The sequence below is a fragment of the Bacterioplanes sanyensis genome (assembly GCF_002237535.1).
GTDB classification, from domain to species: Bacteria; Pseudomonadota; Gammaproteobacteria; order Pseudomonadales; family Oceanobacteraceae; genus Bacterioplanes; species Bacterioplanes sanyensis_A.
Genome location: NZ_CP022530.1, coordinates 1,908,475 through 1,933,677, shown reverse-complemented (window position 1 = coordinate 1,933,677; position 25,203 = coordinate 1,908,475). Strand labels below are relative to the sequence as shown.

Sequence of the window (25,203 nt, the reverse complement as noted above, 5' to 3'; positions counted from 1 at the left end):
CCATGCTCCTAATAAATAAAATCGGGACGACCAGAAATACTGGCCGGCAGTGGCTGTTGGCGATGGTGGTAGGTTTCCCCCCACAGCAAACGTTCAAACTGCGAATTTAATTGCAACTGCTGGCCCGGGAATTGATAGTTATCCTGCGCGGTTGGCTCTACCGCATAGGCCGTCACGATAATCACCAGCTCGGTTTCTTCACGGCGAAAATCCTCGCTGCGAAATAACGCTCCCAATACGGGAATATCGCCTAAAAAAGGCAACTTACTGACGCTGCTAACGTCATTTGCCTGAATTAGCCCGGCCAACGCAAAGCTCTCGCCCGATGCCAATTCCACCGTGGTTTCAGCGCTGCGTACTTGCAGAGAGGGCGCCAATAAACCAGTACTACCAAGGTTGACTTCGGTGCTTAAATTGGAGACTTCTGGACGCACTTTTAGGCGAATACGTTGGCCTTCCATTACCGTAGGGCGCATATCCAGGCGCACACCGTAGTCACGAAAGTCCACGGTGTAGGTATTTAAATCCGGATCGGGAATGGTGTAGGGAAAGCTGCCGCCAGCGTGAAACGTTGCTTCTTCGCCACTGAGCGCGGTTAGATTGGGCTCAGCCAATACTTTGGCCAGCCCTTCTTCGGCGAGGGCATCCAGCACACCGGTGAGCGGGTTATCAAATGCAGTAAAGCCGAATAAATCCATTTCCACCGGGCGCTTATAGAAATTGATTTGGCCATTAGCGAGCGTGCCCCATTTGATGCCAAGCTGATTGCTCACCTCACGCTTAACCTCGGCAATGCGCAAACGAATATTGACCTGTTTAGGAATATCCAAGTGCATGTCATTGACGACGTCGCTGTCTTCTTCGACATAGGACTGCGCCATTGCCAACATAGATTCTATATCCAGCGCCGATGGGCTGCTGCCACGCAATACCAATTTACGGCCTTGTTCGACGACGGTTACCTTGGCGTCGCTAAACTGTTCATCCAAAGCGCTTTGTAAGCGTGCTAAGTTGTTACGCACTTCGATCGCTGCGCGATAAATGGTGCGTTGCTGACTGTCCAGTACATACACATCAGTATCACCGTGTGCCTTGCCATAAACAAATAACGAGCGGCTGGCTGGCAGCTGATAATTGGCTACGGCCGGATCTGCCACAAACACCGTTTTTGCATCCGACGGCAAATGCACCAGCTGGCCTTTTCCGACTTTCAGTTGTAAATCCGCTGCATTAGCCACGGTGGAACACACCAGCATTCCACCAAGTCCGGCTATATTCAGCACAGGTTTTAATGTCAACAAAACAATGACGCTCCCGCCGTCTGCCAACCCAGCAGACGTTTGTTTAAAATACTTCAGACCGACATATATCGTCTGTTTATAAACCACCCGACACTTCGCGCTCTTCGCCACGAATTAAATATGTATTCTGCTCTAACCCGTCTTGTTTGGTTTCTGGAAACAAATCGCTGGCCTTACTGGCCGATAATGCGTAAGAACGATCTTGCGGGTGGCGCAGGCTGACACTCAACAGCCCGGTACTACCAGACATTTGCTCAGCCAGCGGAATGCGCACGGCTTGCTCGGGCGTGGTTTCAAAGGTAACGGTGACATGGCGTGGCCGCTTACCTTCGGTCAGCTGCTCGCTTTGATAGCTATCGGCGCTGGCCACTTGGTTGATCGCCAGAACACGAATATCGCTGGCCACTACCGACGAGCGCCAAGTGCGAAAGTCTCGTTTACTCGGATTCGAGTCCACCGAGCGACGCCACTGCTGTGCCTGGGTGGTGACAATTAAATCGACAAAATCACCTGGCGATATCAGGCCCTCGCTGATGGCAGAGGGTTTTAAGCGCACGGAGATGGCACGTTTTCCTGGTGCCACCGTCAGTGCTAGAAACCCACTCTCTCCAGCGCGCACTAGCTGATTTTGATACACATTTTGCTCGGCTTTTAATGGCAACCGCACGGCAGAGCCTTGAATCTTATCCAGCCAGTGCTGGCGTTCTTGCTCTTTTTCAGCGCTGATAATAGCGCCGGATAAGCGCAATTGTTGCCATTCCTCAGCAGAGACCGAACGCCAATATACATGGCGCTGGTGCATCAGTGTGCCGGCCTGTAAATCGTGATTCAAGGTTAATACTTGCGGCGTATGATCGGCCTTAGCGGAGCTATCAGGACTGTTCAGCGTCAGCGCTAAACCCGCCAGCGAAGAAGCCAAGCCTGCATAAATTAACCAGCTGCGTTTCATCGTCATGAGCGCTTATTCGCCGCCTTCGGCAATGGTGGTTTCGACCCGACCAAATGCTGAATCGATGGCATTGCGCAGTGGCCCTTCATCTCCGGCAACGGCAAATAGAGTGGCAGCTAGCGCGGCCGCTAAAATGGCGTATTCAATGGCCGTCACACCACGCTGGCGGCGTAAGCCGCCCTGACGCATACGAGCGCTCATGATTTTTTCCTCAATTAGTACGAATAAAACGAGAGTGATGTTTTTCGCCGCTCCAGTAATCGCTACTGACGCAACGTTCAATACCACTGATATTCATCACCGCTTTTTCATTAGCAGCGCAGCCGGTCACGGAACTGCGTAACCAATAGCTGCCATTGCTCACCCAATCTTTGAATAAAATCGTTTGAGCCGGTGAGTCCAATACAGTGCGCAGCTGGCTGAACGTCGGATACTGCCAATTGCTGAAACCACAATAATTATCTGGAGAGCTGTCGAATTTTTTAGCCGCTGCATCCACCGCCAGATGCGTGGTCCAATGATCGGCACTGCTATTTTGCTGAATGCAGTAATGAACACCCGAAACAGTGGCATTGCCGTGTTGATCGAGGCCTGTGTAGCCCTGCGGCAAGGGCGCATCCGCGCCGGTTTGACCATCACTGACCCACAAGGGATAAGTTTTTCCCGAGCGATACACATCATCAACCAGACCAGATTCAAACGAATAACTGCGGAAAGTTGAACCACTGCTAGTAGAAGTTGCGTACAGGGCGTCGGCGCTCAGCTGTAAATGACCCAGTTGGCCATGGCGATAGGCCAATAAGGTTTTTATTTCCGCCAAGGTTGGCAATCGCCATTGATCGCTACCACACACCTGTGCCTGAGCCACTTCACGTTGATGTTGTGATTGCGTGCGTGGCTCTCCGGGTTGTGGCACGAAATCGGTGCGCAGCCAGATTAAACCACTGCTTTTATGCTGCGAGCAGACCCAAGCATTGTCGCCAGTACTGGGCTCATCGGTGCTGGGCTCGCCGGTGCTGGTCAATTTGTTAAAAGCATCACTCGGCGTGTACGCCAGTAAACGGGTAAAAACCTGAAAACCGCTGTCTAAATCAACACTGTTGTCGAAGCTTTGTAGGCGCTCGTCGATGTATTGGTAGTCGTAAGCACTGGAATAGCTGTAGGCCAGATTTTCACCGGCGTGTGTGCTGTCCGCCGTCCAATAAAAATATCGCGCCATTAAATCACTGGATTGATAACCCTGCTGTGAGCCTTGATGCTGTGGGAAAACCGCCGTATCAATGGTACTGGCGCTGTAACTGACGCTCACCAGCTTTAAGGTTTTTAAATCGTCCAACGTCGGTAGCGCCCAGTCATTACGGCCACAAAGCTGTTGCGCATTGGCTTCCAACTGCCACGCGTGCGCTTGCGGCCAAGTCATCTGATCAACAGAACCTGGCTGGCCATCGCGCAGCAGCGCCCAAATCCGAGCATCGGCAAACCGTGTGTCCTGCACACAACGCCAACCTTGATCGACGCTGTCGCTGCTGAGCATGCGCCGCCCCTTGGCATCTAATTTAACGAAGGCATACCCCTGACTGCTGACCGAGGCCTCCTCCAGGCTAATGTCCAAACCATTGGCCCAGGCTTGATCAAGCGCTTGTTCGGTGCTGGCTTGCTGTTGGTCGTGCCAGCTCTGATGGGCGCTCAACGCTTGTTCTATGGCACTGATTTGCTGCGTAATGTCCGCCAGTACCGGCGCCGGTATGCCGGCTGCACTCAGCGCTGCGTGCCATTGTGTCAACCAGCTGGCATCTTCCATTAAGGTCGCACGATGCCCACGGCTGTCAGCAAAATGTTGCATGCCGATTCGCGCCGCCAGATACAAGGCTCGGGCTTTTTCGACATCATCGCCGGTTTGCTGCAGTGCTTGCAGCTTGGCGGCGATATCCTCGGCCTGTTGCTGGGCGGCGTTTAATTGTTCGGCTGCCGCAGCTTGGTGAGCATTCACTTGCTGCCAGCGCGCCGTCTCGTCGGTGAGTGTTTTCAAACTGGCCAACAGACTTTGCAAGTCGGCAATCACGGCGGCGACGCCGCCCACATCGACATTGGCGGCGACCAGGCTGTCGTATTGCAGGCTCAGCGCTTGGCGTTCTTGTTGATAGTCGAGCAGGTGGCCAGCCTCGACATTGTTGTCCGGATTGCTGACCAAGCGCTGTTCACGCTGCTCGGCTAGGGTCAGCGCTTGCTGATGTTGTTGCTGAATGGCAGGCAGCAGTGCCAGGCGATATTGTTGTGTATTAATGGTGTCCAGCAACGCGACTTGCAGCTCGTCAATGTCGCCCACACTGGTGGCATTGCTAAATTCATTCTGGCGCAGTTGCCGCGCCTCTCGCGCTTCTTGATTCCAGGTGCTGACTTGCTCGGTGGCCGTCACCAACGCCGCCAATTGCTGTTTCACCGCCGCTATGTAATGCAGTGGGTCGACCTGCACACGATTCACTATCAAGTGATAGTTGTAGCCATTGATCGACGCGGAGTAGGTTTGGCGGCTGTCGCCTGCGGCCAACAAACGGCGCTCGTCACTGCTATCGCCAATATCAGCCGTCCAATAGCGGCGATGGGTACTGCTGTGCAAATGCTCGAAGTAAGGCGCAACGCCCCACACATTCTGGTCTTTCAAATGCAGCAGCTGCTGTAGGCCAGCCACTTGCCAGTCGGAAAAGCCGCACACACTTTGATCGTTGGCAGCCGCTAAGCGCGTCATGACCGTGTCGTCGCGGTTATGCCAGAACAGCTGGTCAGCACTGCCTTGCAGCCAATACAAACCGCCATCAAATTGATTGTCGCGAATACAAGCCCAGTCACTGGCTGTGGCCGCTAACCGCGAGCCGTCTTGCGCCAGTTTGGCAAACGCCGTCAGGCTAAACTCTCCCGGCGAGGTCGACGCCATTGGCGCTCCGTCGACGCCAATCCGCAAGCTGACAACGCCATCGAAACGATCACTCAGTTGAATAGGATTGCTGCTGGCGGTATGCCATTCGCCGTCCGCTGCGAGTCGATACTGATAGTCACTGGCGTGTGGATAATCCTCATGCATGTGCCAGCCCAAGGTGTCATTTTCGTCGTCGACCGTTAAGTTGCCCGGCCTCGGCAAACTGGCGGCACTGATGGTAAACGGCGCAGCATTCACGGCGATGGCGCCGGGTGCCTGTGCATCATTTACCGCCGCCACACGCAGCAACAGCTGGCCGCTGGCGATGTGATAATTGCCGATCAATAGGGGTTTTTGTGTCACGCTTTGCCAGCCGCGACTGCCAGGCCATTGGTACTCGTAATCGCTGGCTTGCTGATACCCCGCGACCCACGCCCAATCCAGCGTATCGGCACTGTCATTGACATAGACAGCCGTTGGCGCGGCTGGAGTATTCGCAACCCGAGTAAAACCTTGCTCCGGCGATGCGCTGGCGCCAGCGCTGCGCACGCCATTGATGGCCGCCACCCGCACTAATACCTGCAGCGCTGGTGCTTCGACGTCGCCGACCGTCACCGGTTTGCTCGTGACGGTATTCCAGCTAGCGCCGCCATTAATGCTGTATTGATAGTCGCTGACTTGTTCGAAACCACTAACCCAATTCCAACTCAGCGTATCGGCGCGATCGTCGCTGATCACCTGAGTCGGTGCGGCAATGTTGCTGACTCTGGCGCTAAAGTCGGCTGGGCTAGTGGCAACCGCGCCGCTTTCGCGCATGCCAACAATGCCTTTAACCCGCAGCTGAATCTGACTGGCCGCCAAATCACGATCGCCCACCGTCAGTGGTCGTTGGGTCACGTCAGCCCAGCTGTGACCAGCATCCAAACTCCATTGGTAATCCTCGCTGCGGGCAAAACCAGGCACCCAATCCCAACTCAAGGTGTCGGCCATATCGTCTGCTAACAGAGCCTGCGGTGCCGGCACTTGACGCACTACTTGGTGAAACGCTGCGCCGGAAGTGGCGGACTTACCAGCACTGCGCTCACCGGCTTTGGCCGCTACCCGCAGGTGCAGCGCCCCTTTGGCCACATCCACATCGCCGACCGACAGGGGATTGGCCGGAGTCGAACGCCACACACCATCGCCCAGGTGGTACTGATACAAGTCCGCGCGCTCAAAGCCAGTGACCCAGCTCCAGCTTAAGGTGTTGTTGATATCGTCGACTTGCAGGCCAGTCGGGGCAGCAATGTTACTGTCCAGCGCGGTAAACGCCGCTGGACTGAACGCGATGTCGCCGCCGCGCTGGGCATTGCTGGGAGCAACACGCAGCTGCAGCTGGCCACTGGCAATGGCGATGTCACCCACCAGCAGCGGCCGAGTGCTGATAGCACGCCAGCCGGACTCGTTCTGAATGCGCCACTGGTACTGATCGGCATTTGGGTAACCGGCGACAGGTTGCCAGTTCAGAGTGTCGTTAACATCGTCCACTTGCAGCTCGCCGGGTGCGGCGATGTCCACCAGCGATGGATGAAAATCAACCCTGTTGTAGGCGGCATTGCCAGCCAAACGCACCCCAGCCAGAGGGGCCACTCGCACCTGCAATTGGCCCGCCGGTATATATCGATCACCAACCGGCATTGGTTTACGACTGACCGCTTGCCAGCTAGCGCCGGTATCGAAGCTGACCTGGTAATCGGACAGCTGTGGAAAACCTGCAACCAGAGTCCAGTCGAGCAGATTGGCATGATCATCCACCTGCAGCTGCGACGGTGCCGCAATGTTGTCGAGCAGTGCGGTAAAGGCGCTGCTGCTCACTGCCGCCGCACCGGCCGCTTGTCGCCCAGCGATGGCGGCAACGCGCACCTGCGCTTGGCCAGCAGCAACGTCGATGTCTCCGATCAACGCAGGATTAGCGCTGGCAGCGGTCCAGCTGTAACCGCCATCGATACTGATCTCATAAGCACTGGCCGCGCTAAAACCGGCCACTGGCTGCCAGCTTAAGGTATTGCGCTCATCGTCGACCACCAGTTGGCTGGGCGCAGGCACGTCGGTGGCTAGCCGTGTAAACGCAACAGCGCTGATAGCGCTGGCGCCCGCCAAGCGCTCACTGCTGGCCTGTACGCGAATGTGCAGCTGCCCGGCTGGCAGATCCAAATCGCCATAGGCGCTGGGGTTATCTTGTGCCGGTGTCCAGCTAAGGCCGCCATCCAGCGATATTTCATAGTCTGCAGCCTGGTCAAAACCACTGACCCAAGGCCAGCCAAATTGGTCATTGCTATCGTCGATTTCGATCGTCGCCGGCGCCGCAATATTGCTGATTCGTGCCATATACGGCTGCTGATTGCGGGCAATGCGCCCAGCGCCGCCGTCCTTCCCTGCTCGCACTCGCAGCTGCACCTGACCCACGGCCAACGAACGATTGCCAATGACGAAAGGACGCGTGGTTATTGGCTGCCAGCTGCTACCACCATCAACGGACAGCTCGTAGGCGTCGGCGCGCTCAAAGCCCGCAACATAGTGCCAGCTCAAGGTGTCCAAATCGTCGTTGATAATAAGTTCCGGCGCTGCTGCCATATCGCGGGTTTGCACCACGGTGCGCAATTGCCGCTGACCGGTGTCGCTGTGCCAATCGGCATCGGCTTGCGTCACCACTTGCTGCCAGGACGCACCCGGGTTATCCGCCACACTGCGTTGCAGCTGCTGCTGCCAGTCGCTAAATACCGCCTTGGCGATGCCATGCACCACCGCGTCCTGATCGTTGTCGACGCCTTGCAGATAATTTGCCGTCAGCGTATTGCCAGGCACCAACCACTCACGCGCTAGGCTGGCTTCGACGTCGGACTGACTGAAACCGCTTTGCTCTGCGCGTTGGCGCACTAATGTGGTCAGCGGCGTGACCAGCTGCTGATTCCCGGCGCCGCGCAGCGGGCGCAATATCGCGCGCTGCTGCAGAGTTTGCTGTGGGTCATCCATGTCGATGGTGGTGCCAGGAATGATCTCCACCAACACTTGGTCGGTGTTGCTGCCGGCCGGCAGTTGCAGCACATAGCGCCCCTGGCGATCGGTTTTGCTGCGATATTCATCACCATCGCACGCGGCATTGTCGTTGACATCCAGACAGGCCCAGGCCTGGTACAGATAACCGTCGATGGCGATCCCAGTGACGCGCACAGCATCGTTGCCGGCGTACTCGTTATCGCTGTCATCGGTGGGCTTGCTTGGGGTCGATGGTGGCACTGGCGTCACTGCCTGACCACTTGGCTGCGATTGATCCTCACCACATCCCGCCAATGCCAGTAGCGACAAAATCAAGCCAAGGGAGACGTAACGCATGGAGTATTCCTCACAGCCAACAAGCTGAGTCATCAGTGACAATCGCGTTCCAAATAAACCCTAAAACGCGGCCGGGTATTGATTGGTTGCGGATGGTAGTGCAAATGATATTGGTTTGCAATTACTACATTACTTTACTAATATCGCCGTCATTCAAGGATCGACACGAACCTAGAAAAACCACTTAAGCCATTGATTTAAATGGATTTAAATGGATTTAGTTGAAAACCATCTGCCCAGAGCGTGCCTCCATGTCTTGTCCAGACTCATCGCTGTCTTCACCATTCCTGACATATCGTACCTATTTACTCCCCCTGGCCGTGGCCGCCGCACTCGCCGGTTGCCAGGTCGGTGATGATCAGCACGATAACGATGAGCAAGACGCTCTACTGGCGTTCGCCAAAGAATGCCCAGACTGGAACCTCAACGGCCGTTGTGATGACTTTGAAAGTGAGCAACCACTTCGCCTAGATGGCTCGCAAGGCGGGCCGTACGTTAGCCGCAGCAGCAACAATAAAGGCTTTATGAGCGCCCCAGATGGCGCCCAAGTGATCACTCCCATGACCACCCTGCTTAACAATGAGCTGTTGTTTAATCCAACGCTGAGCAGCGCCAGTGATACCTCGGCCAACGTGCGGGCTGTGCAAGCGGCGCGCTATCTGGAAAGTGTTTTTCCACAGGTGTCGTTTGCTAATGCTTTGCACCAAGCCGGGCCCGAGCAGGTCAGCCAGCAAATACAAACCAGCATCGACCAAGCACTCAGCCAATGGCCACAGCAAAACCCATACTGCGTGGTCGCGGCGCTGGTCGATCAGATGGTGCTGCAACAGCGTTTTGACGTCAGCGCCGAGCTGCATCAGGTGGTGGCCCAGTGCCAGCAACCGCAGCTGGTATTAAGCCGTTTGAACAGTCATTTTGGTGATCAGTACCAGAGCTTAGGGCACGCGCCGCGCGGGGATTTGGTGGTTGCCGCCAGTGCCGATGAGCGTTTGATCATTTGGAGCAATGGCGAGCAACTGACACAAGCCACAGGCAGCACGACTAATACTGCCAGCAGCGCGAGCAAGAGCAAGATCTCAGGCAAAGGCACGAACAAGGGGTCAGACCCAGGCGTGGAAGATACACGCCATCGCATTCTCGATGACGATGATGACGACGACCACGATGGTCACAGCGGCGCCACCATTGTCGATGGTGGCATTACCCTGCCGCCGGTGGACGTTGATCTGGGCGATCGCGCCCTAGGAAACATCATTGCACTACAACCCGCCAGCCGCACTCAGTCGGTGTATCTGATCAATGGTGGCAGCAGCACCAGCAGTCGCAACATTGCCTGCCCGGCGGACAGTGGCAGCAACAGCGGTGTGCATAAAATTCAATTAGGCGATTCTTCCGGCACAGGCACAGGCACAGGCACAGGCACAGGCACAGGCACAGGCACAGGCACAGGCACTGGCACTGGCACTGGCACTGGCACTGGCACTGGCACTGGCACTGGCACTGGCACTGGCACTGGCACTGGCACAAATGATAGCGCCACCGCCAGCAGCAACGACAAAGTCGCTGCCGGTGATAAGCACATGCCCACCGTGCAATACGACGCCATGGCATCGGCGACTACTTTCCCGACGCAGCCAACCGAGCCGACACAACCACCGGTCACCAACCCAACGCCGGGCAGTGATGCCTTTTGCGCCAACGCGGCCATGAAACACTTGGCGCTGTCCGATGATGAGCAAGTCTTATTAAGCGCCACAGATCAGCGCTTGTTCCGCCTAGATATGGAGCAGCTCACACAAGTTGGTGGTTACTTCGCCCCCTATAACCGCACAGCCCAGATCAACCACATCAGCACGAATGACAATGGCTCACTGGCGCTGGTCAGCACCAACGAAGCACAAGGTTTGAGTGTGGTGGCGGTCGATTCCATGCAGTCGTTGGGCTGGGCACAGGACAACGCGCTAAAAGCCGTCAGCAAGGCATTTTTCTTTGATGACGATCAGCGCATCGCGCTCAGTGAAGAAAACGGCCATGAACTGGTGATTTTGTACGCGGGCAACTTGGCCAGCCCCAGCATTGAGCAGCGCATCGATCTGCAAGCCAATATCGTCGACATGGCCATTAGTCCGCAGCGCGATCACCTGGCGGTGCTGACGCAAGACCACGCACTGTATTTATATGAACTGCCCAATGTCACCCTGGTTGAGCGTTTAACACCGGTCGCCAACAGCCAAGCACTATCGTTGCAACAAGATCAACTGCTGATGCTGGGGGAAAATGGCCGGGTTATTCGCACTCTGGGATACGGCCAGCGCTTTGGCAATACCATGGCCAACACCCTGCAAGCATTAACGTTGGAAAGAATTCTCGGTGCCAACAGCGACCCCAACGACGTCAGCGAAGCACTGTACCTGCCGACTCAATTAGGCAACAGTGTGATTGAATGGCACAGCAATTCAGCGGCGGTGGAGGTTGCCAGCGGTGCTGTCAGTAGCCAATACGGACGCCAACCGGTGACACTGACCGCCACCATTCGCGGTCGCTTTCGACAGCAATACACAGAAGTCACTCGGGTGTTTCGCATCTTTACTGCTGGCTGATTTATCCATTAAATCCAAATAGACGGCTCTTGGTTTGCCTTAAAAGACTACGAGCCGTCGGTCTACACTGCGCGACTTATTTCTAGCAGTACCGTTAAAAAACACCGAGAAAGCAGCATTTTTCATGGTGGTTTCACCAGCACCAGCATTCGAGTGCGCCTGCTCCATTAAAAACTAGCGTGAGAGAAAAATAGCTGTAAAAAACAGGTCTGCGATAAAAAATACCCCAGAATTCACAGCGCTCTGTTACAGTTTGTCCTCCCTTTGGCACACCACAACAGGTTTGTTATGCCGTTAGAACACTGGTTATCCTTTTGCTCCATTGCATTATTGGCCACCGCCACGCCAGGGCCAGCGGCACTGCTGGTATCTATTCACAGCGCCACGTTTGGCTTTAAGCAAACATTGGCCACGGTGCTTGGCAATGTCACTTCGCTGCTGATTATGTCGTCGGTATCTGTGATTGGCCTGACCGCCTTGGTTGTGCACTCTGCTGTGGCATTTTCTCTGGTGAAAATACTGGGTGCTGCCTATTTGATTTACATGGGCATCAAGCTGTGGCGATCCGGCATTCAGTTCAATACACCGACCAGCGAGCAGCCGGTAAAAGCCAACTTATTGGGCCTGTATGGCCAAGGTTTATTGGTGGCTATCACCAACCCCAAAGCCATTTTATTTACCACCGCGCTGTTTCCACAGTTTATTGACGTGACTGAACCTTTGCTGGCGCAGTTTTCAATACTAGTGAGCAGTTTTATGTTGCTGTCGTTTGTCTGTTTGAGCAGCTATTCCATACTGGTACATCGCGCCAGTCAGCGCTTTAACCAGAGATTACCAGGGCGATTATTAGGGCGACTGTTTGGTGGCACCTTTATTTGCGCAGGCATTGGTACAGGTATGAGCACAGGCTTTAGCACGGTCATAGAAGGAGCCATCAACAGCAATGGCGATCTGAGCCGAGCAAAATAACCGCCAGCCAGGAAGAGCCCTGCACTGGCCAGCGAGTTATTAGAGAGCCGATTAATTAAAAGGCTACTCCGCCAGCATCCACTCAACCGCAGCCTGTGCATGAACCATGGCGGTATCGACCAGTGGTACAGAACAGTGTTGCGATTGCACCAGCAGGCCAATTTCTGTGCAGCCTAAAATCACCGCGCCTGCTCCTTGCATTTGTAAGTCGGCGATGATGTCACAATACTGCTGGCGCGAAGCACTGTTGATTTCCCCGCGGCACAACTCTTGATAAATAACCTGATGCACAATGTCACGCTGGGTTTCATTGGGAATCAATACATCAATACCGTGCTGTTGCAAGCGCGCGGCGTAAAAGTCTTGCTCCATGGTAAATCGTGTGCCCAATAAGCCGGCGCGGGTAATGCCCTGTTGTTTTAATGACAGGGCCGTGGCATCTGCGATGTGCAGCAACGGCACATCAATGGCTTCCTCCACCTGAGGCGCCAGTTTGTGCATGGTGTTGGTGCAAATCATCACCGCATCAGCCCCAGCATTTTGCAGGCGCTGAGCATGGTCACACAATAGCTCCGCCAACGCTGCCCATTGACCTTGAGCTTGCAATTCGGCCACGGCGGCAAAGTCCAGGCTCGACATCAACAGCGATGCCGAATGCAAACCACCTAAGCGCTGCTGAATGCCACGATTAATTAACTGGTAATACGTCACGCTCGACTCCCAGCTCATGCCACCAATCAGACCAATGGTTTTCATCATGTTTTCCTCACAGCAGTCGGCAGGGCTGCCACTCATATCAACAGTTATGCAACCTGTGTTCGAGTGGCCAGAAGTACAAAAAAGTTGACCATCAGAATAAAGCGACAGGGTCGAAACAATAGCGGCAGTGCAGTGAAAAGCGACCAGTACAGTTGCTGTGGATTGCTAACACTGCCTGACTTTTATGTTTCCCGGCTTATGCAACCTCTTATTCAACTGCTTCCTCACTGGCTCAATTAAAAACCCGCTGACATCGGATCGCCCGCTAATATCGATCAAAAGCAACGCACGGTGCTATTTAAGCTGCTGCATAAGCCAAGCAATTCCACAAGCCAAGCTAATCCACAAACCAGGTAGGCCGCATCAATGCTCAAGGCAGCCTTGCCACACCTCTGTTCATAAAGCTGTGCAACACTGCATTCACACTGGAGCGCTTGCCAGGCCCACATCTGCGCCCTACTCTGTGTGCCCAGTTTCTGCAGTGTCCATCTATGCCCTCACCCGCTCTCAGTGAACGCTGGCTTATCACTCTGATTGCCGCCATTCAATTTATCAATATCGTCGATTTCATGATGGTCGCTCCGCTCGGCCCCGACCTGGCTATAGGCTTGGGCATCGCCACCTCACAAATGGGCGTGGTGACCGGGGTATATGCCGTCGGTGCGACCATCAGCTCGTTATTGGCTGCCACTTGGTTAGATCGCTTTCCGCGTCGCTCGGCGATGGTGTTTTGCTTACTTGGCTTGGCGGCTGGCACCACCGCCGCAGCCTTTGCCGTCGATACTTGGTCATTGCTGACGGCGCGCACCATAGCTGGAGCCTTTGGTGGCCCGGCGATGGCATTGGCCATGGCGATTTTAATCGACGCGGTCCCACCAGAGCGTCGTGGCCGGGCCATGGGACAAGTAGCGGGAGCATTTTCGCTGGCGTCGGTGCTCGGCGTTCCAGTCGGGCTGGAATTGGCGCGACTGGGCAGCTGGCACACGCCGTTTTGGGTCATTGGCTTAATGACACTGTTACTGGCAATTATTGCCGCTTGGCTGCTACCACAGCAAACGCCGCAACACGAAAACCCGCAGCCTTCGTGGCCAATGCTGTACCAAGCCGGTGCCCCAAGATTGGGGTTATTGATGCTGGCTGTATCAGTCACATCGGGTTTTTTGTTGATCCCACATTTGTCGACTTTCTTTCAAATTAATCTGAATTATCCGCGCGAAGACATTGGTCTCTTGTATCTGGTTGGCGGCACTCTGAGCTTTTTCAGCATGCGCTTTGCCGGTCGTTGCAGCGACCGCTTTGGGCCCACCAAAGTGTCTTACGCCGTCACCGCCGGTTATTTGTTGGTATTGTGGGTCACCTTTATTCACACTCAGCATTGGCTACCAATCATGGTGATGTTTATCAGCTTTATGCTGATGCGCACCAGTTTGAGCGTCGCTGTGAATACACAACTCAGCTGGGTCGCACCACCAGAGCAACGTGCTGCGTTTATGTCGCTAAAAACGGCGGTACAAAATGCTGCCACGGCCACAGGGGGTATTATTTCCACCTGGATTCTGACCGAAGACGAGCACGGAGTGCTGCAAAATCTGGCTACGCTAGCCGTAGTCGCGGCCGTGTTAGCGATACTGCAGCCCTTATTAATGCGACGGCTGCAGCAGCAAATTACCCACAAACAGTAATAAACAGAGTGTCGAGCCAATCACACTTTTGGCGCTGCCAGTAACAGCGCCGAATAAGAAACTGCTGATAATTTTTTTATCAGCAGCTAGCCACAGCGGTGCATAAGCAGCGCACAATCACCGAAAAGTACCAGTTCCTATCTAGATCATGGTCGTACACCGACCACGCCACTACGCATTGCACCCGCACAGAGCGCTGGTGAATGATGCAGCCTGACTTGAGCACAGAAACTAACAAGTCAGCCACTAATAATAATTAAGGTACTCAATATGATCAGATACGCTAGCCAATCTGCGGTCTTACTGACCGCTCTGATGAGCCCAGTGGTTGCCGCCAGCCCCGCGGATGATATTGCCGATTTCGGTGACAAACTGTATGCCCAGCAGGACGCAGCCAGTTTGAAATACAGCATTATTTCAGACCCCGACTTTCATAAGCCTCTCGCTTACATGGCGCACTTTATGGGGTACGCTTGGTGCGGCGGCACAGGTTCATCCTATGTCGGTGACGACTTCCACATCAGCCAGATCAATCAAAACCAGTACCGTTTACAAGCACGCTATGACGCCAACGATGCCAATGCCGGAGGCTATCGCGCCAATGAGCGATTGAAGATGGATATTTCCAATATCCGCTTTATTACTAACCCTGGCGAACTAGAGTTGGGCGAGCCGCAAGTATACGATCGTGAGCCAATTAAAACCGTCACTTACGTTGTTCGTAATGAAGGCGACACCGACGATACCAAGGTAGCAACACTAAGCTACAACGAAACCGAAAGCTGGTCGAAGCAGGATAATTTTTCATTTTCAGAGACCATTGGCATCACCAACAGCTATGAATTTGGCTTAAAGCTGTTCGGTGGAAAAACTGAAATTAAAGCAGAGTTCAGCGCCGATCAGGGGTGGAGTGAAACCGAAGGCAACAGCGATACCGTATCACAAAGCGCTCAATACCGCGCCATCGTGCCTGCACGCAGCAAGCGTGAAATCACCATCACTTTCTTTAAACAAAAGGCGGACATTCCTTACCAATCCAAAATGCACATGGATTACCACGTAACCTATGAAAACTTTCTACGCTGGGGCGGCAACGCTCGCCACGATCACCCCACCGATCGCCCATGGGAAAAATACACCTTTGGTGGTCGTAACCAGTTGAATGCTGCTGAGGACATGCTCGATCAATACTTACATCGTCATATTCCGGGTTATAGCCATTGGGATTGGCAGTGGATGTTAAACGAACACGGTAAAGATTCGCTGCGCTGGGCACTGGGCGCCAGCAGTAAGCAGCGGTTTGTGGTGCCCATGTCGGGCAAATTCACCACCGTCGATGCCAGCCAATACAATATTACCGCAGGACCAGCTATTCCTTTAACGGCAGAAGAGTTGTCAGCTAGCCAAAATCAACGCACCAAGCGCAGCGTGAGCAGCAAGGTGGGAGGTAATACTCTGGTTAAAGCGAGTGAGCAGGATTTTGACTGGGAGCAACGCATCAGCGATGTGCGCTTTACCTTAGAGAATCGATTACAGCAGTAAATCGCCGTAGTTGATCGCAGAAAAGAGATCGACCACGCACAGGACAAAGGCCAGCAAAAGCTGGTCTTTATTCAAATGAACTAGTGGTTTTTAGGTTTGTTAACCTGGTTTATGACTACCGTCCTATGCTGTTTACGATGCCTTCTTGCGACGCCTCTGCTCAAAGCGTCCGGTTTATGACGCCCCTATTTACTATACGCTAACTCCAACGCAGCATAAAAAATCAAAAAAACACCGTCGCCCGTTTATCATAATTCAAATGAGCAGATAAACAGGCAGCGGTATTTTCTATATGGTTATTTATTTACTTGCCAGCGGCCCTCGCTGTTCTGGTCACTGGCATTCAGCCAAACATGCGATACACCACCACGCGCCTCTGCTAACGCTTGGTTGTCCTTGCTATTGGTTGGGGCAGCAAAGCGATAGTCACTGCCCAGTTGCTGACAAGCTTCGGCGCCTTGGCTCCAGCTGCCTTGCCAGCTGCTGAGCTGCCATTGGTTCGCGCCATTGACGCAAGCAAAGAAGTACTCATTGCTGCATTGGGTATCATCCCAACGCGCATTATGTTGTTGCACTGCACAGTGCTGGCTGCCGTTGTAATTGTTCGGCTCATTCACATCCCATGACCACACCGCAGCGGCTAGGCGGTTGTCATCGTGGTGCATGTCATCCAAGTTGACGATATTGCCGCCATTTTTGAACAACTGACGTACATCCTCGGCTTCGATGCGTTTCACTTTACCGCCGGTAAAAAATGCACCTATGGCACCCACACCAGTTCGGTCTTCCCAGGCTCGGTCGATCTCCCCTAAACCGGTAAAGGCCAGCTGTTGCATGGCGCTGTTGCCAGAGCAATCACTGTCTTTCCAAAACACCACCTGTTTGCCCGCTTGGCGAACCTGGTTTTCGGTTAATGTATTGGGAATATTTTTGCAGCCACCGCTGGGATAAATTTTGTCGCCAATGCTGGCATTTAGCAGCTCGATCAATTGTTGATGTTTGCCATCTGAGTGATCTTCAAAATATAAAATAATCACTTCATCTGGGTTGTTATTCAGCCAGTTCTTCACTTCCGCCAGACCTTCACTGACCCGACGGTCCGTCAGGCTGCAGCCAACATGCAAGTCGCCCCACTCCTGGCCAATACCCGAATGACACAATAATAAATCCGTACCCCACTCCCACGGCCAGCCATGGGTGTGCGCGGTCCAGTGCACGTCAAGCTCAATAAATCGCGCGCCCAAACTGAGCTGCTCTTCAATGGTGACTTTTTGCTGTGGGTCTAAATAGCGAGTGGCGTTGCGATACGACTCTGAGTTGTAACTGTTGTGAGTGCCGAGAATATTGTTGTCGGCCAGCGGCGAGTCATCGTCTAGATCACGCTGCATGGCCAATGCCGTTCCAATCCAACTATTGTGAAACTCGGCCATTGGATCTTGCTGTGGCTTAGAGCTCATGGCCATCACGTCGGCCGAGCACAAAGCCCAAAAAGCGGCCGCCGACAGCCAGCCAGCCGTCTTTGCACGGGCGTGTTTTGGGGTGTGTTTTTGAGTGTGTGAGCTAGAGAGGGAAGCGGATGAGAGCGAATTGGATGAGTGCATAAAGTTACCTTGATTATTGTTATATCCACATGGCCGCAATCCCTGCTTGCCCGATCAACGCTGCTGCGTTTTAGCACCATGGTTTTAACTGTATCCAGATCGCCTCGCAATGGCCGGGGAGGAACTGGCGCAAAGTGGGGCAGCACTGACTTGGCCAACACAGGATGACGAAAAACCACTTGGCGCACGCCACTCAGCGTTGGTAACCTTGGGTCACTTAGAAAGAATCACATAAAAATATGAGCGCCTGCCATGATTCAGCTAACGGTTAACGGACAACGCTACTCCCTCGATATCGACGACGACACGCCACTGCTGTGGGCCGTGCGCGATGCCATTGGCCTGAAAGGCAGCAAGTTTGGCTGCGGCGCCGGGTTGTGCGGCGCCTGCACCATGCACCTCAACGGTCAGCCGATTCGCAGCTGTATTACGCCGGTGAGCACGGCTGTCGACAATGAGGTCACCACCATTGAAGGCATCACCCCCGCCGAGGGATTAAGCCCAGTGCAGCAAGCCTGGGTTGAGCTGAATGTACCGCAGTGCGGTTATTGCCAGTCGGGCCAAATCATGTCGGCCACGGCGCTGCTGGCGAGCAACCCAGCCCCCAGTGATGCCGAGATTGACCAAGCGATGAGCGGCAACTTGTGCCGCTGCGGTACTTATCCACGCATCCGCGCGGCCATTCACAAAGCATCCGCTTATGCCAACGACGGCCAAACAACGGCAACAACGGCAACAACGGCAACAACGGCAACGACGGCAACGACGGCAACGACGGCGTTATATACCGAGCTGCGGCAGGAGGCCTCACATGACTGAGTTAAATCGGCGTCAGTTTCTCAAAGCCAGTGCGGTCACCTCCGGTGGTTTACTGATGACCATCGCATTGCCAGGCTGTGCGGGTATTGGCCATCAGGGCATGGTGTCGGACAGCAACTGGCAGGCCAACGCTTGGCTGCATATTCACACCGACAATCGCATCATCTTTGTGCTGGACCGCGTTGAAATGGGCCAAGGCACCTACACCGGCTTACTGACCTTGTTATGCGAAGAGTTGGAAGTTGATCCGCAACAGGTCACGGTCGAATTTGCCGGCGTCGACAGTTTCTACAACAACCCCATTTACAAACTGCAGATTACCGGCGGCTCCACCAGCGTGGCCAGCAGTTACGAGCGCATTCGCATTGCTGGTGCCAGTGCGCGCGAAATGCTGTTGGCCGCCGCCGCCGAGGTATGGCAGCAACCACAAAGCGAGCTGCAAGCCGACAATGGCGCCATCCATAACCGCCAGCAGCAACGCCTGAGTTATGGCGAGCTGGCCAGCCTTGCGGCTCAGCAGTCGGTGCCCGACGTGCGTTTAAAAACGCCGCAGCAATTTAAACGCATCGGCCAACCCGAGCAGCGTTTGGATGCACGCGCCAAGGTGACGGGCCAAGTCGACTATGGCATCGACATCGAACTGCCAGGCATGCTGTATGCCGTGGTCAGCAGAGCACCGGCGTGGGGCGCCAGCTTGCAACAAGCAGACACCGCTGCCGCCGAGCAGGCCAAAGGGGTAGTCGCGGTCTTTCCTATCAGCGCCGCCGGGCGCGATGGCATTGCCGTGGTCGCTAAACAGTACTGGCAAGCACGCAAAGCACAAAACCTACTGCAGCTGGATTGGAAAACCCCCGACAACGCGCCCAGTAACGACAGCATTATTACCCTGCATCAGCAGGCACTGGCGCAGCAAGACGGCGACGATGTGCGGGACGAGGGCGATACCGCTGCCGCGCTGCGCACTGCCGCCAGCACCATCAGCGCCGAGTATCAGCTGCCGCATTTGGCGCACGCCACGTTAGAGCCACAAAACTGTGTGGTCGACGCCCGCGCCGACGCGATGGAAGTCTGGGCACCGACTCAATCCGCCAGCATGGCGCGCGTCGCAGCGGGTCGCCACAGCCGCTACAGCCTGGATGATATCCAGGTGCACACCACCTGGATTGGTGGTGGTTTTGGTCGTCGCATCATGCAGGATTACGTGGCGGAATGCGCCGCCATTGCCGACCACTTGCAGCGCCCGGTGAAACTGATCTGGAGCCGTGAAGAAGACACACGCCACGATTTTTATCGCCCGGCCAGCGTGCACCAATTGCAAGCCGCCATCGACGATCAACAACAGGTGACGGCGTGGCAACACCGCCTGGCGCACCCCAAGGTGTTTGACTGGTTTGCTGACGATGCCGCCCCGGCGCAGTATCCGTTTTTGCCCAAGTTTATGTTCCCGACGTTGGCGTCGGTCGGCAAAGCAGGCGAAGGGGTCATCGCACCGAGTGATACCTCAGCCTACGAGGGCGCACACGATTTGCCCTACCAATTCGATAACCTGCAGGTCAACTTCGTCCACTCAGACCCAGGGGTGCCGGTTGGCTATTGGCGCAGTGTGGGCCACTCGCACAATGGTTTTGTGACGGAAAGTTTTATCGACGAATTGGCCCATCACACCGGCCAAGATGCACTGGCTTTTCGCTTGGCACACCTGCAGCAACACCCCAGAGCCAGCGCCTTATTACAGCGAGTAGCCGAGCATGCGCAGTGGGGCAAACCGCTGCCTGACTGCCACCAAGGGGTGGCGATTCATAAGAGCTTTGGCAGCTGGGTGGCACAGATCGTTGATATTCAGGTTGAACAGAGCAGTTTTCAGGTAAAACGCGTGGTCTGTGGCGTGGACTGCGGCTTGGTGGTTAACCCAGATACCGTCGCCGCGCAGATGGAAGGCAGCGTGATCTTTGCGCTGACGGCGGCCTTGTACGGCGGCATTACCCTGCAAGATGGCCAGGTGCAGCAAAGCAATTTCCACGACTACGCCCTCAGTCGCATCAACGAGCAGCCGCAAATTGATGTCATCATCATGCCGTCGCAACAGTCGCCAACGGGCGTCGGTGAGCCTGGTGTGCCGCCGCTGGCAGCGGCCATGGCGAATGCGTTGTTCAGCGCGACCGGCCAGCGCCTGCGCTCATTGCCGTTGCGCTTGGCCACATGAGCCTGGGACAAAGCGCCGTTATCGCCACCCTGGTGGACTGGTTACGCCAGGGCCAACAGGTGTGGTTAGCCACCGTGACCAGCACTTATGGCAGCAGCCCCAGGCCAGCCGGCTCGCTACTGGCTTGGTGCGCCGAACATGGCCATGTGGGCTCATTGTCGGGCGGCTGTGTCGAGGAAGACTTGCTGCAGCGCTTACCGCAATTACCACGCTCGCAAGCGCCAATACGTCAGCTATACGGCGCCAGTGAGGCCGAGCAACAACGCTATCGCTTGCCGTGCGGTGGCCAACTGCACATTTTATTGGAAGCCATCGACCCCACTCAGCTGGCGCATTTTCAAGCGCTGCTGTCCGCGCTGCAGCAACGCCGCGCGTGTACACGTCGAGTATCGAATGACGGCCGCAGCGAGCTGCTGGAAGGCACCGCCGCCGAGATGGAACTGACAGCGCTGCACTGGCAACAGCCCTTTGCGCCGGACTATCGCTTGCTCATCGCAGGCGCCACCGACGTGGCACAGCAGCTGGCAGCGCTGGCTGCCCCGGCCGGATTTGAGGTCACCATTTGTGATTTTCGCGAGCCGTTTTTGCACAGCTTCACCAGCGCCCATGCCAACGTGGTGAAAGCCATGCCCGATGAACTGGTGGCTGAGCAGTTCCACGACTCACATTGTGCCGTAGTGACGCTGGCACACGACCCCAGGGTGGATGACCTAGCCCTGTTAGAAGCCCTCAACAGCCAAGCTTTTTATGTCGGCGCCATGGGATCCTTGGCCACCTCCGAGGCTCGCCGCCAACGCCTGCTGCAACTGGGCATCACCGAGCAGCAGCTGCAACGCCTGCATGCGCCCATTGGTCTGCCGATTCACAGCAAAACGCCCTATCACATCGCTATTTCGGTGCTGGCCCATGTGCTGCAGCAGCGACCGTTAGCGCCGTCTGTAACACAGAATCACCAAAGCGACTGACGTTTTTGCAACACAACGCACAAACGCGTCACCTAATCTCAAAGCAGGCCACTCACAAAGGAAAGCGCCATGGCGACTGCATTGATTCGTACCGTCACCGCTATTGTCTGCCTGCTAGCGCTGACGGCGGCACATGCCGACCTCAGAAAGCTGAATTATCTCACTGAGTCCTACCCACCCTATAACATGATCGAAGGCGAAGAACTGCGAGGGCTGGCCGTCGACTTGCTGGTAGCAGCCACCGCACGCAGCGGCCAAGCTATTAAGCGCAGCGACATCAAGGTACAACCTTGGCCGCGCGCCTATCGCAGTGCGTTGGATGGACCTGGGGTGGTGCTGTTCTCCACCACCCGCACCGAAGAGCGTGACCCATTGTTCCAATGGGTGGGTCCCATTGCCGATACCCGCATCGTGTTACTGGCGCATAAAGACAGGCCGCTGACATTGCCTGCCAATGGCAACTTGTCTGGCTTGGTGATTGGCGTGATACGCGATGACATCGGCGAGCAGTTGGCGCGTGCTCAGGGCGCAGTCGACGCCAACATTCGCCATGTCCCCAACGCGGAATCACTGGCGCGCATGTTAAATAAAGGCCGCATCGATGCTTGGGCTTATGAAGAGAATGTCGGCCGCTGGTTCATTCGCCAAGCAGGCCTAAACAATGAGGATTTTGTCGCTCATCACACGCTGAAAGAAGCGCAGCTGTATTTCAGTCTGAGCACCGACATCGACAGTGCGACCGTGCAACAGCTGCAGCAAGCGGTGGATGCCGTCAAAGCCGACAAAGCCGTGATGAAGGACATCACCGACCGCTACATGTAGAGCTCATCTCGCTCGCTCAACATGCGTTAGACTGGCATTTTTTGCGAGTGATTCATGAACACCACCGTTCTCCTGTTAGCCGCTGGCAGCAGCCGCCGCTTTGGCGGCGACAAGCGCCTAGCGAGGCTGCCTTGCGGCAGCTCCGTATTGCAACGCACAGTGGCTACAATTCGCCAATCTGGCTTGTCCTGTTTTGTAGTGCTTGCCGATGGCGATGAGGCCATTGGCGCACAACTGACAGCACAGCAAATACACTGGGACATGTGCCCAGACGCCCACCTAGGCATGGGTCATAGTCTGGCTTTTGGTGTTCAGGCGTGCCGCCAGGCGTCGGGATGGTTAATTGCGCTGGCAGATATGCCCTACATCCACGCCAGTACTTACCTTCATGTCGCACAACAACTGCAGCAACATAACATTGTGGTACCCATGTATCAGCACCAACGGGGCCACCCGGTGGGGTTTAGCCAACGTCATGCGAAAGCGCTGCTGCAGTGCCACGGCGATCAAGGCGCGCGCCATTTAATGCAGCAATATGCGGTGCACTATCTGCCGACCGACGATGCCGGTATTTTGACCGACATCGATCGACCGACCGATATTATGTCTGCACCGATTAAGCGTTAGACTCTCGCGGCGTGGATGTTGCCGTTGAAGTTGGCGTTGATGTAGCTGCTGGCGCTGCAGCGGTGTCGCTCACAGCATGTTGGCGAAACGCCAACGCCAGCCCGGTCAGTATGGCCGCCATGCCCACCAACGCCAGCCAGGGCAGACGATTGCCCAACACCAAGAAATCCAACACCACGGTCACCACCGGCACCAAATAAAACAGGCTGGTCACATTGACCAAGTTACCCGTTTGAATGAGCCGATAAAACAGCAGCTGGGCCAGTACAGAAATGACAATTCCAAGCCACAGCAAGGGTATCCAAAAGCCCCAATCCATTTGCCATTCAAACGCCTGCGTCGGCGCCCACAACAAGCACACCAGCAGCGTGATCACATATTGCATGGGCAATGTCTGCAGCGGTGCTTCGTTAACGCCTTTTTGCAACAAAGCTCCCAGAGTAATGCACAGCAATGCCGCCAGCGCGTAGGCCATGCCGACCATCGACAATTGCGCGGCCACCAGACTTTGCCACACCACCAACGCCAGCCCCGCCAGTGCCAGCAACAGTCCCAGCAATCGCCAAGGCGAAAAGCGCCGCTCAGTGAGCAGCAAGGTCAGTATCGGTTGCACACCCAGCACCGTCGCCAGCAAGCCTGGCGTCACTTGGTGATACATGGCTTGAAAATAACTGATGGAATACAGGCCAATCATCAACAGCCCCGCCGCAGCAACGCGCTTGCGATGTTTGGCGGCCGGCCACCAACGCCGCGGGCCGGACGACTGTGACAGGCACAGGAATAGCAGCACCAGCAGTGCCAAGCTGAAGCGCAGCAGTAACATCGCCAATGGCGTCGCGTGATCTAACCCGATACGGGTAAAAATGGCGGCACTGCCCCAGAGCAAAACAAACAATGCCATGGGCACCCAAGGCGCCCGGGAAAAAAGAGTATTCATGTCAAATCTCATCTGTTGGAACGAGCGAAAGCGCTGCTCACCAAAGGCAGTAACAACTCCAAACGGAGAGCAGCAAGAAAACCGTGGCTTAAGCCACAACCGCTGCGGGCGGCTGAACGCCAACCACAACCAACAGATTCACTACAGATGACATAAACATAACCACTGCACGACAACGTACCTGAAACAGACGGACGATGTATGGCAGTCCAATTATTGGATTGATAAACGTATTACTTGGCGCGACTGTAGCATTCCCCCACACACGACTCAAGCCGACGGCCAGCGCTCCTCTGGCATCAAGCAGCGCAACGAGTCACCAACCCGCACCATTCCAGACTTGAGAATACGTGCACAAAGACCGCCGTGCCCCAACATGGCTGCCTGACCGCCCGGGCCTAAGGCTTCGTCCATACGCGAACACGGATGACACAGCGCCGTTGCCTCAAACACCGCATCACCCACGGTAAATTGCTGGTGACGCAACGCCAGCAAGTTGACACCACTGATCACCACATTGCGACGTAATAGCGCTGGGTCGATATCCGCTGTTTGCAACCAGCTAGCTACTAAGTCGAGATGCTCGGCATTAATGAAAGTAATCTGGCGAGCGCTACCTGGACTGCCCTGACAGCGCCGATCCCCTTCCAAACCAAGATCAGCAATGGCATAGGCTTCGGGCACCGTGGTCATCGGCTGTCGTCGAGCAGGCCGAACACCGAGCCAAGTCACTTGCCCGGTGGGCAAGTCCTGCGTTAACCGATCAAACAACGCAGATTGTGACGGCATGGACGTCTCCTTTATTTCTGCAATAACCCGGTTATTAGAGCCTGAATCAACCGGCGGGTCACGCTCCGGTGCCATTGCAAGAGCAAGGTGAGGAGCACAGGCTCGCTGAGTGAGACCATGTGTAATAGGCAGCTCAAAGAACAACTTGAGGATGTGTGATCTCTGTGTTGATCTTTGTTTTGGTGCTTGTTTTGATCTCATTCTTGGTTTTTTCTTGGTCTCTCTTAGTACCGACCGTGGATCCAGCCCCACAACTATAAAAATATTTTCCTCAATAAATGAGCGTTGATAAAAGCACCGTTTATATCGATGGATATACCGCGTTGAGTGCTGGTGAGCCACCAGCTTCGCT

General features: G+C 55.1%; 17 protein-coding genes. 9 read left to right on the top strand and 8 right to left on the bottom strand.

Annotation, left to right across the window (positions count from 1 at the left end; genetic code table 11):
* Nucleotides 1–8 precede the first annotated feature (8 nt).
* The 4 genes from CHH28_RS09135 to CHH28_RS09120 form a co-directional block, all read right to left on the bottom strand.
* Nucleotides 9–1,256, bottom strand: coding sequence for a type II and III secretion system protein family protein (locus CHH28_RS09135; RefSeq protein ID WP_094060020.1), 1,248 nt, complete (start codon nucleotides 1,254–1,256; stop codon nucleotides 9–11).
* A gap of 121 nt (nucleotides 1,257–1,377) precedes the next feature.
* Nucleotides 1,378–2,256, bottom strand: a complete 879-nt coding sequence (gene cpaB, locus CHH28_RS09130; RefSeq protein ID WP_094060019.1) for a Flp pilus assembly protein CpaB — start codon at nucleotides 2,254–2,256, stop codon at nucleotides 1,378–1,380.
* 6 nt (nucleotides 2,257–2,262) lie between these two features.
* Nucleotides 2,263–2,451: a Flp family type IVb pilin gene (locus CHH28_RS09125; RefSeq protein ID WP_094060018.1), complete on the bottom strand. Its 189-nt coding sequence runs from the start codon at nucleotides 2,449–2,451 to the stop codon at nucleotides 2,263–2,265.
* 10 nt (nucleotides 2,452–2,461) lie between these two features.
* Nucleotides 2,462–8,536, bottom strand: coding sequence for a DUF1566 domain-containing protein (locus tag CHH28_RS09120; RefSeq protein WP_157729852.1), 6,075 nt, complete (start codon nucleotides 8,534–8,536; stop codon nucleotides 2,462–2,464).
* A 221-nt stretch (nucleotides 8,537–8,757) separates the two neighbouring features.
* Here CHH28_RS09120 and CHH28_RS19870 point away from each other — a divergent pair, with 221 nt between their 5' ends.
* Both CHH28_RS19870 and CHH28_RS09100 read left to right on the top strand, forming a co-directional pair.
* The gene (locus CHH28_RS19870) at nucleotides 8,758–11,136 is read left to right on the top strand and encodes a hypothetical protein (RefSeq protein WP_199244041.1); all 2,379 of its coding nucleotides are present in this window, start codon (nucleotides 8,758–8,760) and stop codon (nucleotides 11,134–11,136) included.
* Between the two features lie 288 nt (nucleotides 11,137–11,424).
* Nucleotides 11,425–12,105, top strand: a complete 681-nt coding sequence (locus CHH28_RS09100; protein ID WP_094060013.1) for a LysE family translocator — start codon at nucleotides 11,425–11,427, stop codon at nucleotides 12,103–12,105.
* 63 nt (nucleotides 12,106–12,168) lie between these two features.
* On the opposite strand, the gene CHH28_RS09095 is transcribed toward CHH28_RS09100, so the two are convergent.
* Nucleotides 12,169–12,864, bottom strand: a complete 696-nt coding sequence (locus CHH28_RS09095; RefSeq protein ID WP_332881237.1) for an aspartate/glutamate racemase family protein — start codon at nucleotides 12,862–12,864, stop codon at nucleotides 12,169–12,171.
* A 491-nt stretch (nucleotides 12,865–13,355) separates the two neighbouring features.
* Here CHH28_RS09095 and CHH28_RS09090 point away from each other — a divergent pair, with 491 nt between their 5' ends.
* Nucleotides 13,356–14,546 carry an MFS transporter gene (locus CHH28_RS09090; protein WP_094060012.1) on the top strand — a complete coding sequence of 397 codons (1,191 nt, stop codon included), beginning with the start codon at nucleotides 13,356–13,358 and terminating at the stop codon, nucleotides 14,544–14,546.
* 270 nt (nucleotides 14,547–14,816) lie between these two features.
* Nucleotides 14,817–16,088 carry an aerolysin family beta-barrel pore-forming toxin gene (locus CHH28_RS09085; protein WP_094060011.1) on the top strand — a complete coding sequence of 424 codons (1,272 nt, stop codon included), beginning with the start codon at nucleotides 14,817–14,819 and terminating at the stop codon, nucleotides 16,086–16,088.
* Between the two features lie 296 nt (nucleotides 16,089–16,384).
* Here the strand turns inward: CHH28_RS09085 and CHH28_RS09080 are convergent, their stop codons facing one another.
* Nucleotides 16,385–17,545 carry a phosphatidylinositol-specific phospholipase C domain-containing protein gene (locus tag CHH28_RS09080; protein WP_157729850.1) on the bottom strand — a complete coding sequence of 387 codons (1,161 nt, stop codon included), beginning with the start codon at nucleotides 17,543–17,545 and terminating at the stop codon, nucleotides 16,385–16,387.
* A gap of 396 nt (nucleotides 17,546–17,941) precedes the next feature.
* Here CHH28_RS09080 and CHH28_RS09075 point away from each other — a divergent pair, with 396 nt between their 5' ends.
* From CHH28_RS09075 to CHH28_RS09055, 5 genes are all read left to right on the top strand, one after another.
* Complete coding sequence (locus CHH28_RS09075) at nucleotides 17,942–18,508, top strand: (2Fe-2S)-binding protein (protein ID WP_094060009.1); 567 nt, start codon at nucleotides 17,942–17,944, stop codon at nucleotides 18,506–18,508.
* Nucleotides 18,501–20,711, top strand: coding sequence for a molybdopterin cofactor-binding domain-containing protein (locus tag CHH28_RS09070; protein ID WP_094060008.1), 2,211 nt, complete (start codon nucleotides 18,501–18,503; stop codon nucleotides 20,709–20,711). Before CHH28_RS09075 ends, CHH28_RS09070 begins: the two co-directional genes overlap by 8 nt.
* Entirely contained in the window at nucleotides 20,708–21,676 is a 969-nt protein-coding gene (locus CHH28_RS09065; RefSeq protein WP_094060007.1) for an XdhC family protein, read from the top strand. Before CHH28_RS09070 ends, CHH28_RS09065 begins: the two co-directional genes overlap by 4 nt.
* A 69-nt stretch (nucleotides 21,677–21,745) precedes the next feature.
* Nucleotides 21,746–22,498: a substrate-binding periplasmic protein gene (locus tag CHH28_RS09060; protein WP_094060006.1), complete on the top strand. Its 753-nt coding sequence runs from the start codon at nucleotides 21,746–21,748 to the stop codon at nucleotides 22,496–22,498.
* A gap of 54 nt (nucleotides 22,499–22,552) precedes the next feature.
* Nucleotides 22,553–23,125, top strand: a complete 573-nt coding sequence (locus CHH28_RS09055) for a nucleotidyltransferase family protein (protein WP_094060005.1) — start codon at nucleotides 22,553–22,555, stop codon at nucleotides 23,123–23,125.
* Here the strand turns inward: CHH28_RS09055 and CHH28_RS09050 are convergent.
* Both CHH28_RS09050 and CHH28_RS09045 read right to left on the bottom strand, forming a co-directional pair.
* Nucleotides 23,115–24,062, bottom strand: coding sequence for a DMT family transporter (locus tag CHH28_RS09050; protein ID WP_233243809.1), 948 nt, complete (start codon nucleotides 24,060–24,062; stop codon nucleotides 23,115–23,117). The two genes, CHH28_RS09055 and CHH28_RS09050, sit on opposite strands and share 11 nt — an antisense overlap.
* A 270-nt stretch (nucleotides 24,063–24,332) precedes the next feature.
* Nucleotides 24,333–24,851 (bottom strand): MOSC domain-containing protein, encoded by a 519-nt coding sequence (locus CHH28_RS09045; RefSeq protein WP_094060003.1) that lies wholly within the window; start codon nucleotides 24,849–24,851, stop codon nucleotides 24,333–24,335.
* Nucleotides 24,852–25,203: the final 352 nt, after the last annotated feature.

Excerpts from the sequence above, each read along its gene's own strand:
- cpaB (WP_094060019.1), bottom strand. The coding sequence starts at position 2,256 with ATGACGATGAAACGCAGCTGGTTAATTTATGCAGGCTTGGCTTCTTCG.
- CHH28_RS09070 (WP_094060008.1), top strand. The coding sequence starts at position 18,501 with ATGACTGAGTTAAATCGGCGTCAGTTTCTCAAAGCCAGTGCGGTCACC.
- CHH28_RS09125 (WP_094060018.1), bottom strand. The coding sequence starts at position 2,451 with ATGAGCGCTCGTATGCGTCAGGGCGGCTTACGCCGCCAGCGTGGTGTG.
- CHH28_RS09090 (WP_094060012.1), top strand. The coding sequence starts at position 13,356 with ATGCCCTCACCCGCTCTCAGTGAACGCTGGCTTATCACTCTGATTGCC.
- CHH28_RS09080 (WP_157729850.1), bottom strand. The coding sequence starts at position 17,545 with ATGAGCTCTAAGCCACAGCAAGATCCAATGGCCGAGTTTCACAATAGT.
- CHH28_RS09120 (WP_157729852.1), bottom strand. The coding sequence starts at position 8,536 with ATGCGTTACGTCTCCCTTGGCTTGATTTTGTCGCTACTGGCATTGGCG.
- CHH28_RS09085 (WP_094060011.1), top strand. The coding sequence starts at position 14,817 with ATGATCAGATACGCTAGCCAATCTGCGGTCTTACTGACCGCTCTGATG.
- CHH28_RS09075 (WP_094060009.1), top strand. The coding sequence starts at position 17,942 with ATGATTCAGCTAACGGTTAACGGACAACGCTACTCCCTCGATATCGAC.
- CHH28_RS09095 (WP_332881237.1), bottom strand. The coding sequence starts at position 12,864 with ATGATGAAAACCATTGGTCTGATTGGTGGCATGAGCTGGGAGTCGAGC.
- CHH28_RS09135 (WP_094060020.1), bottom strand. The coding sequence starts at position 1,256 with ATGCTGGTGTGTTCCACCGTGGCTAATGCAGCGGATTTACAACTGAAA.
- CHH28_RS09045 (WP_094060003.1), bottom strand. The coding sequence starts at position 24,851 with ATGCCGTCACAATCTGCGTTGTTTGATCGGTTAACGCAGGACTTGCCC.
- CHH28_RS09050 (WP_233243809.1), bottom strand. The coding sequence starts at position 24,062 with ATGAATACTCTTTTTTCCCGGGCGCCTTGGGTGCCCATGGCATTGTTT.
- CHH28_RS09100 (WP_094060013.1), top strand. The coding sequence starts at position 11,425 with ATGCCGTTAGAACACTGGTTATCCTTTTGCTCCATTGCATTATTGGCC.
- CHH28_RS09065 (WP_094060007.1), top strand. The coding sequence starts at position 20,708 with ATGAGCCTGGGACAAAGCGCCGTTATCGCCACCCTGGTGGACTGGTTA.
- CHH28_RS09060 (WP_094060006.1), top strand. The coding sequence starts at position 21,746 with ATGGCGACTGCATTGATTCGTACCGTCACCGCTATTGTCTGCCTGCTA.
- CHH28_RS09055 (WP_094060005.1), top strand. The coding sequence starts at position 22,553 with ATGAACACCACCGTTCTCCTGTTAGCCGCTGGCAGCAGCCGCCGCTTT.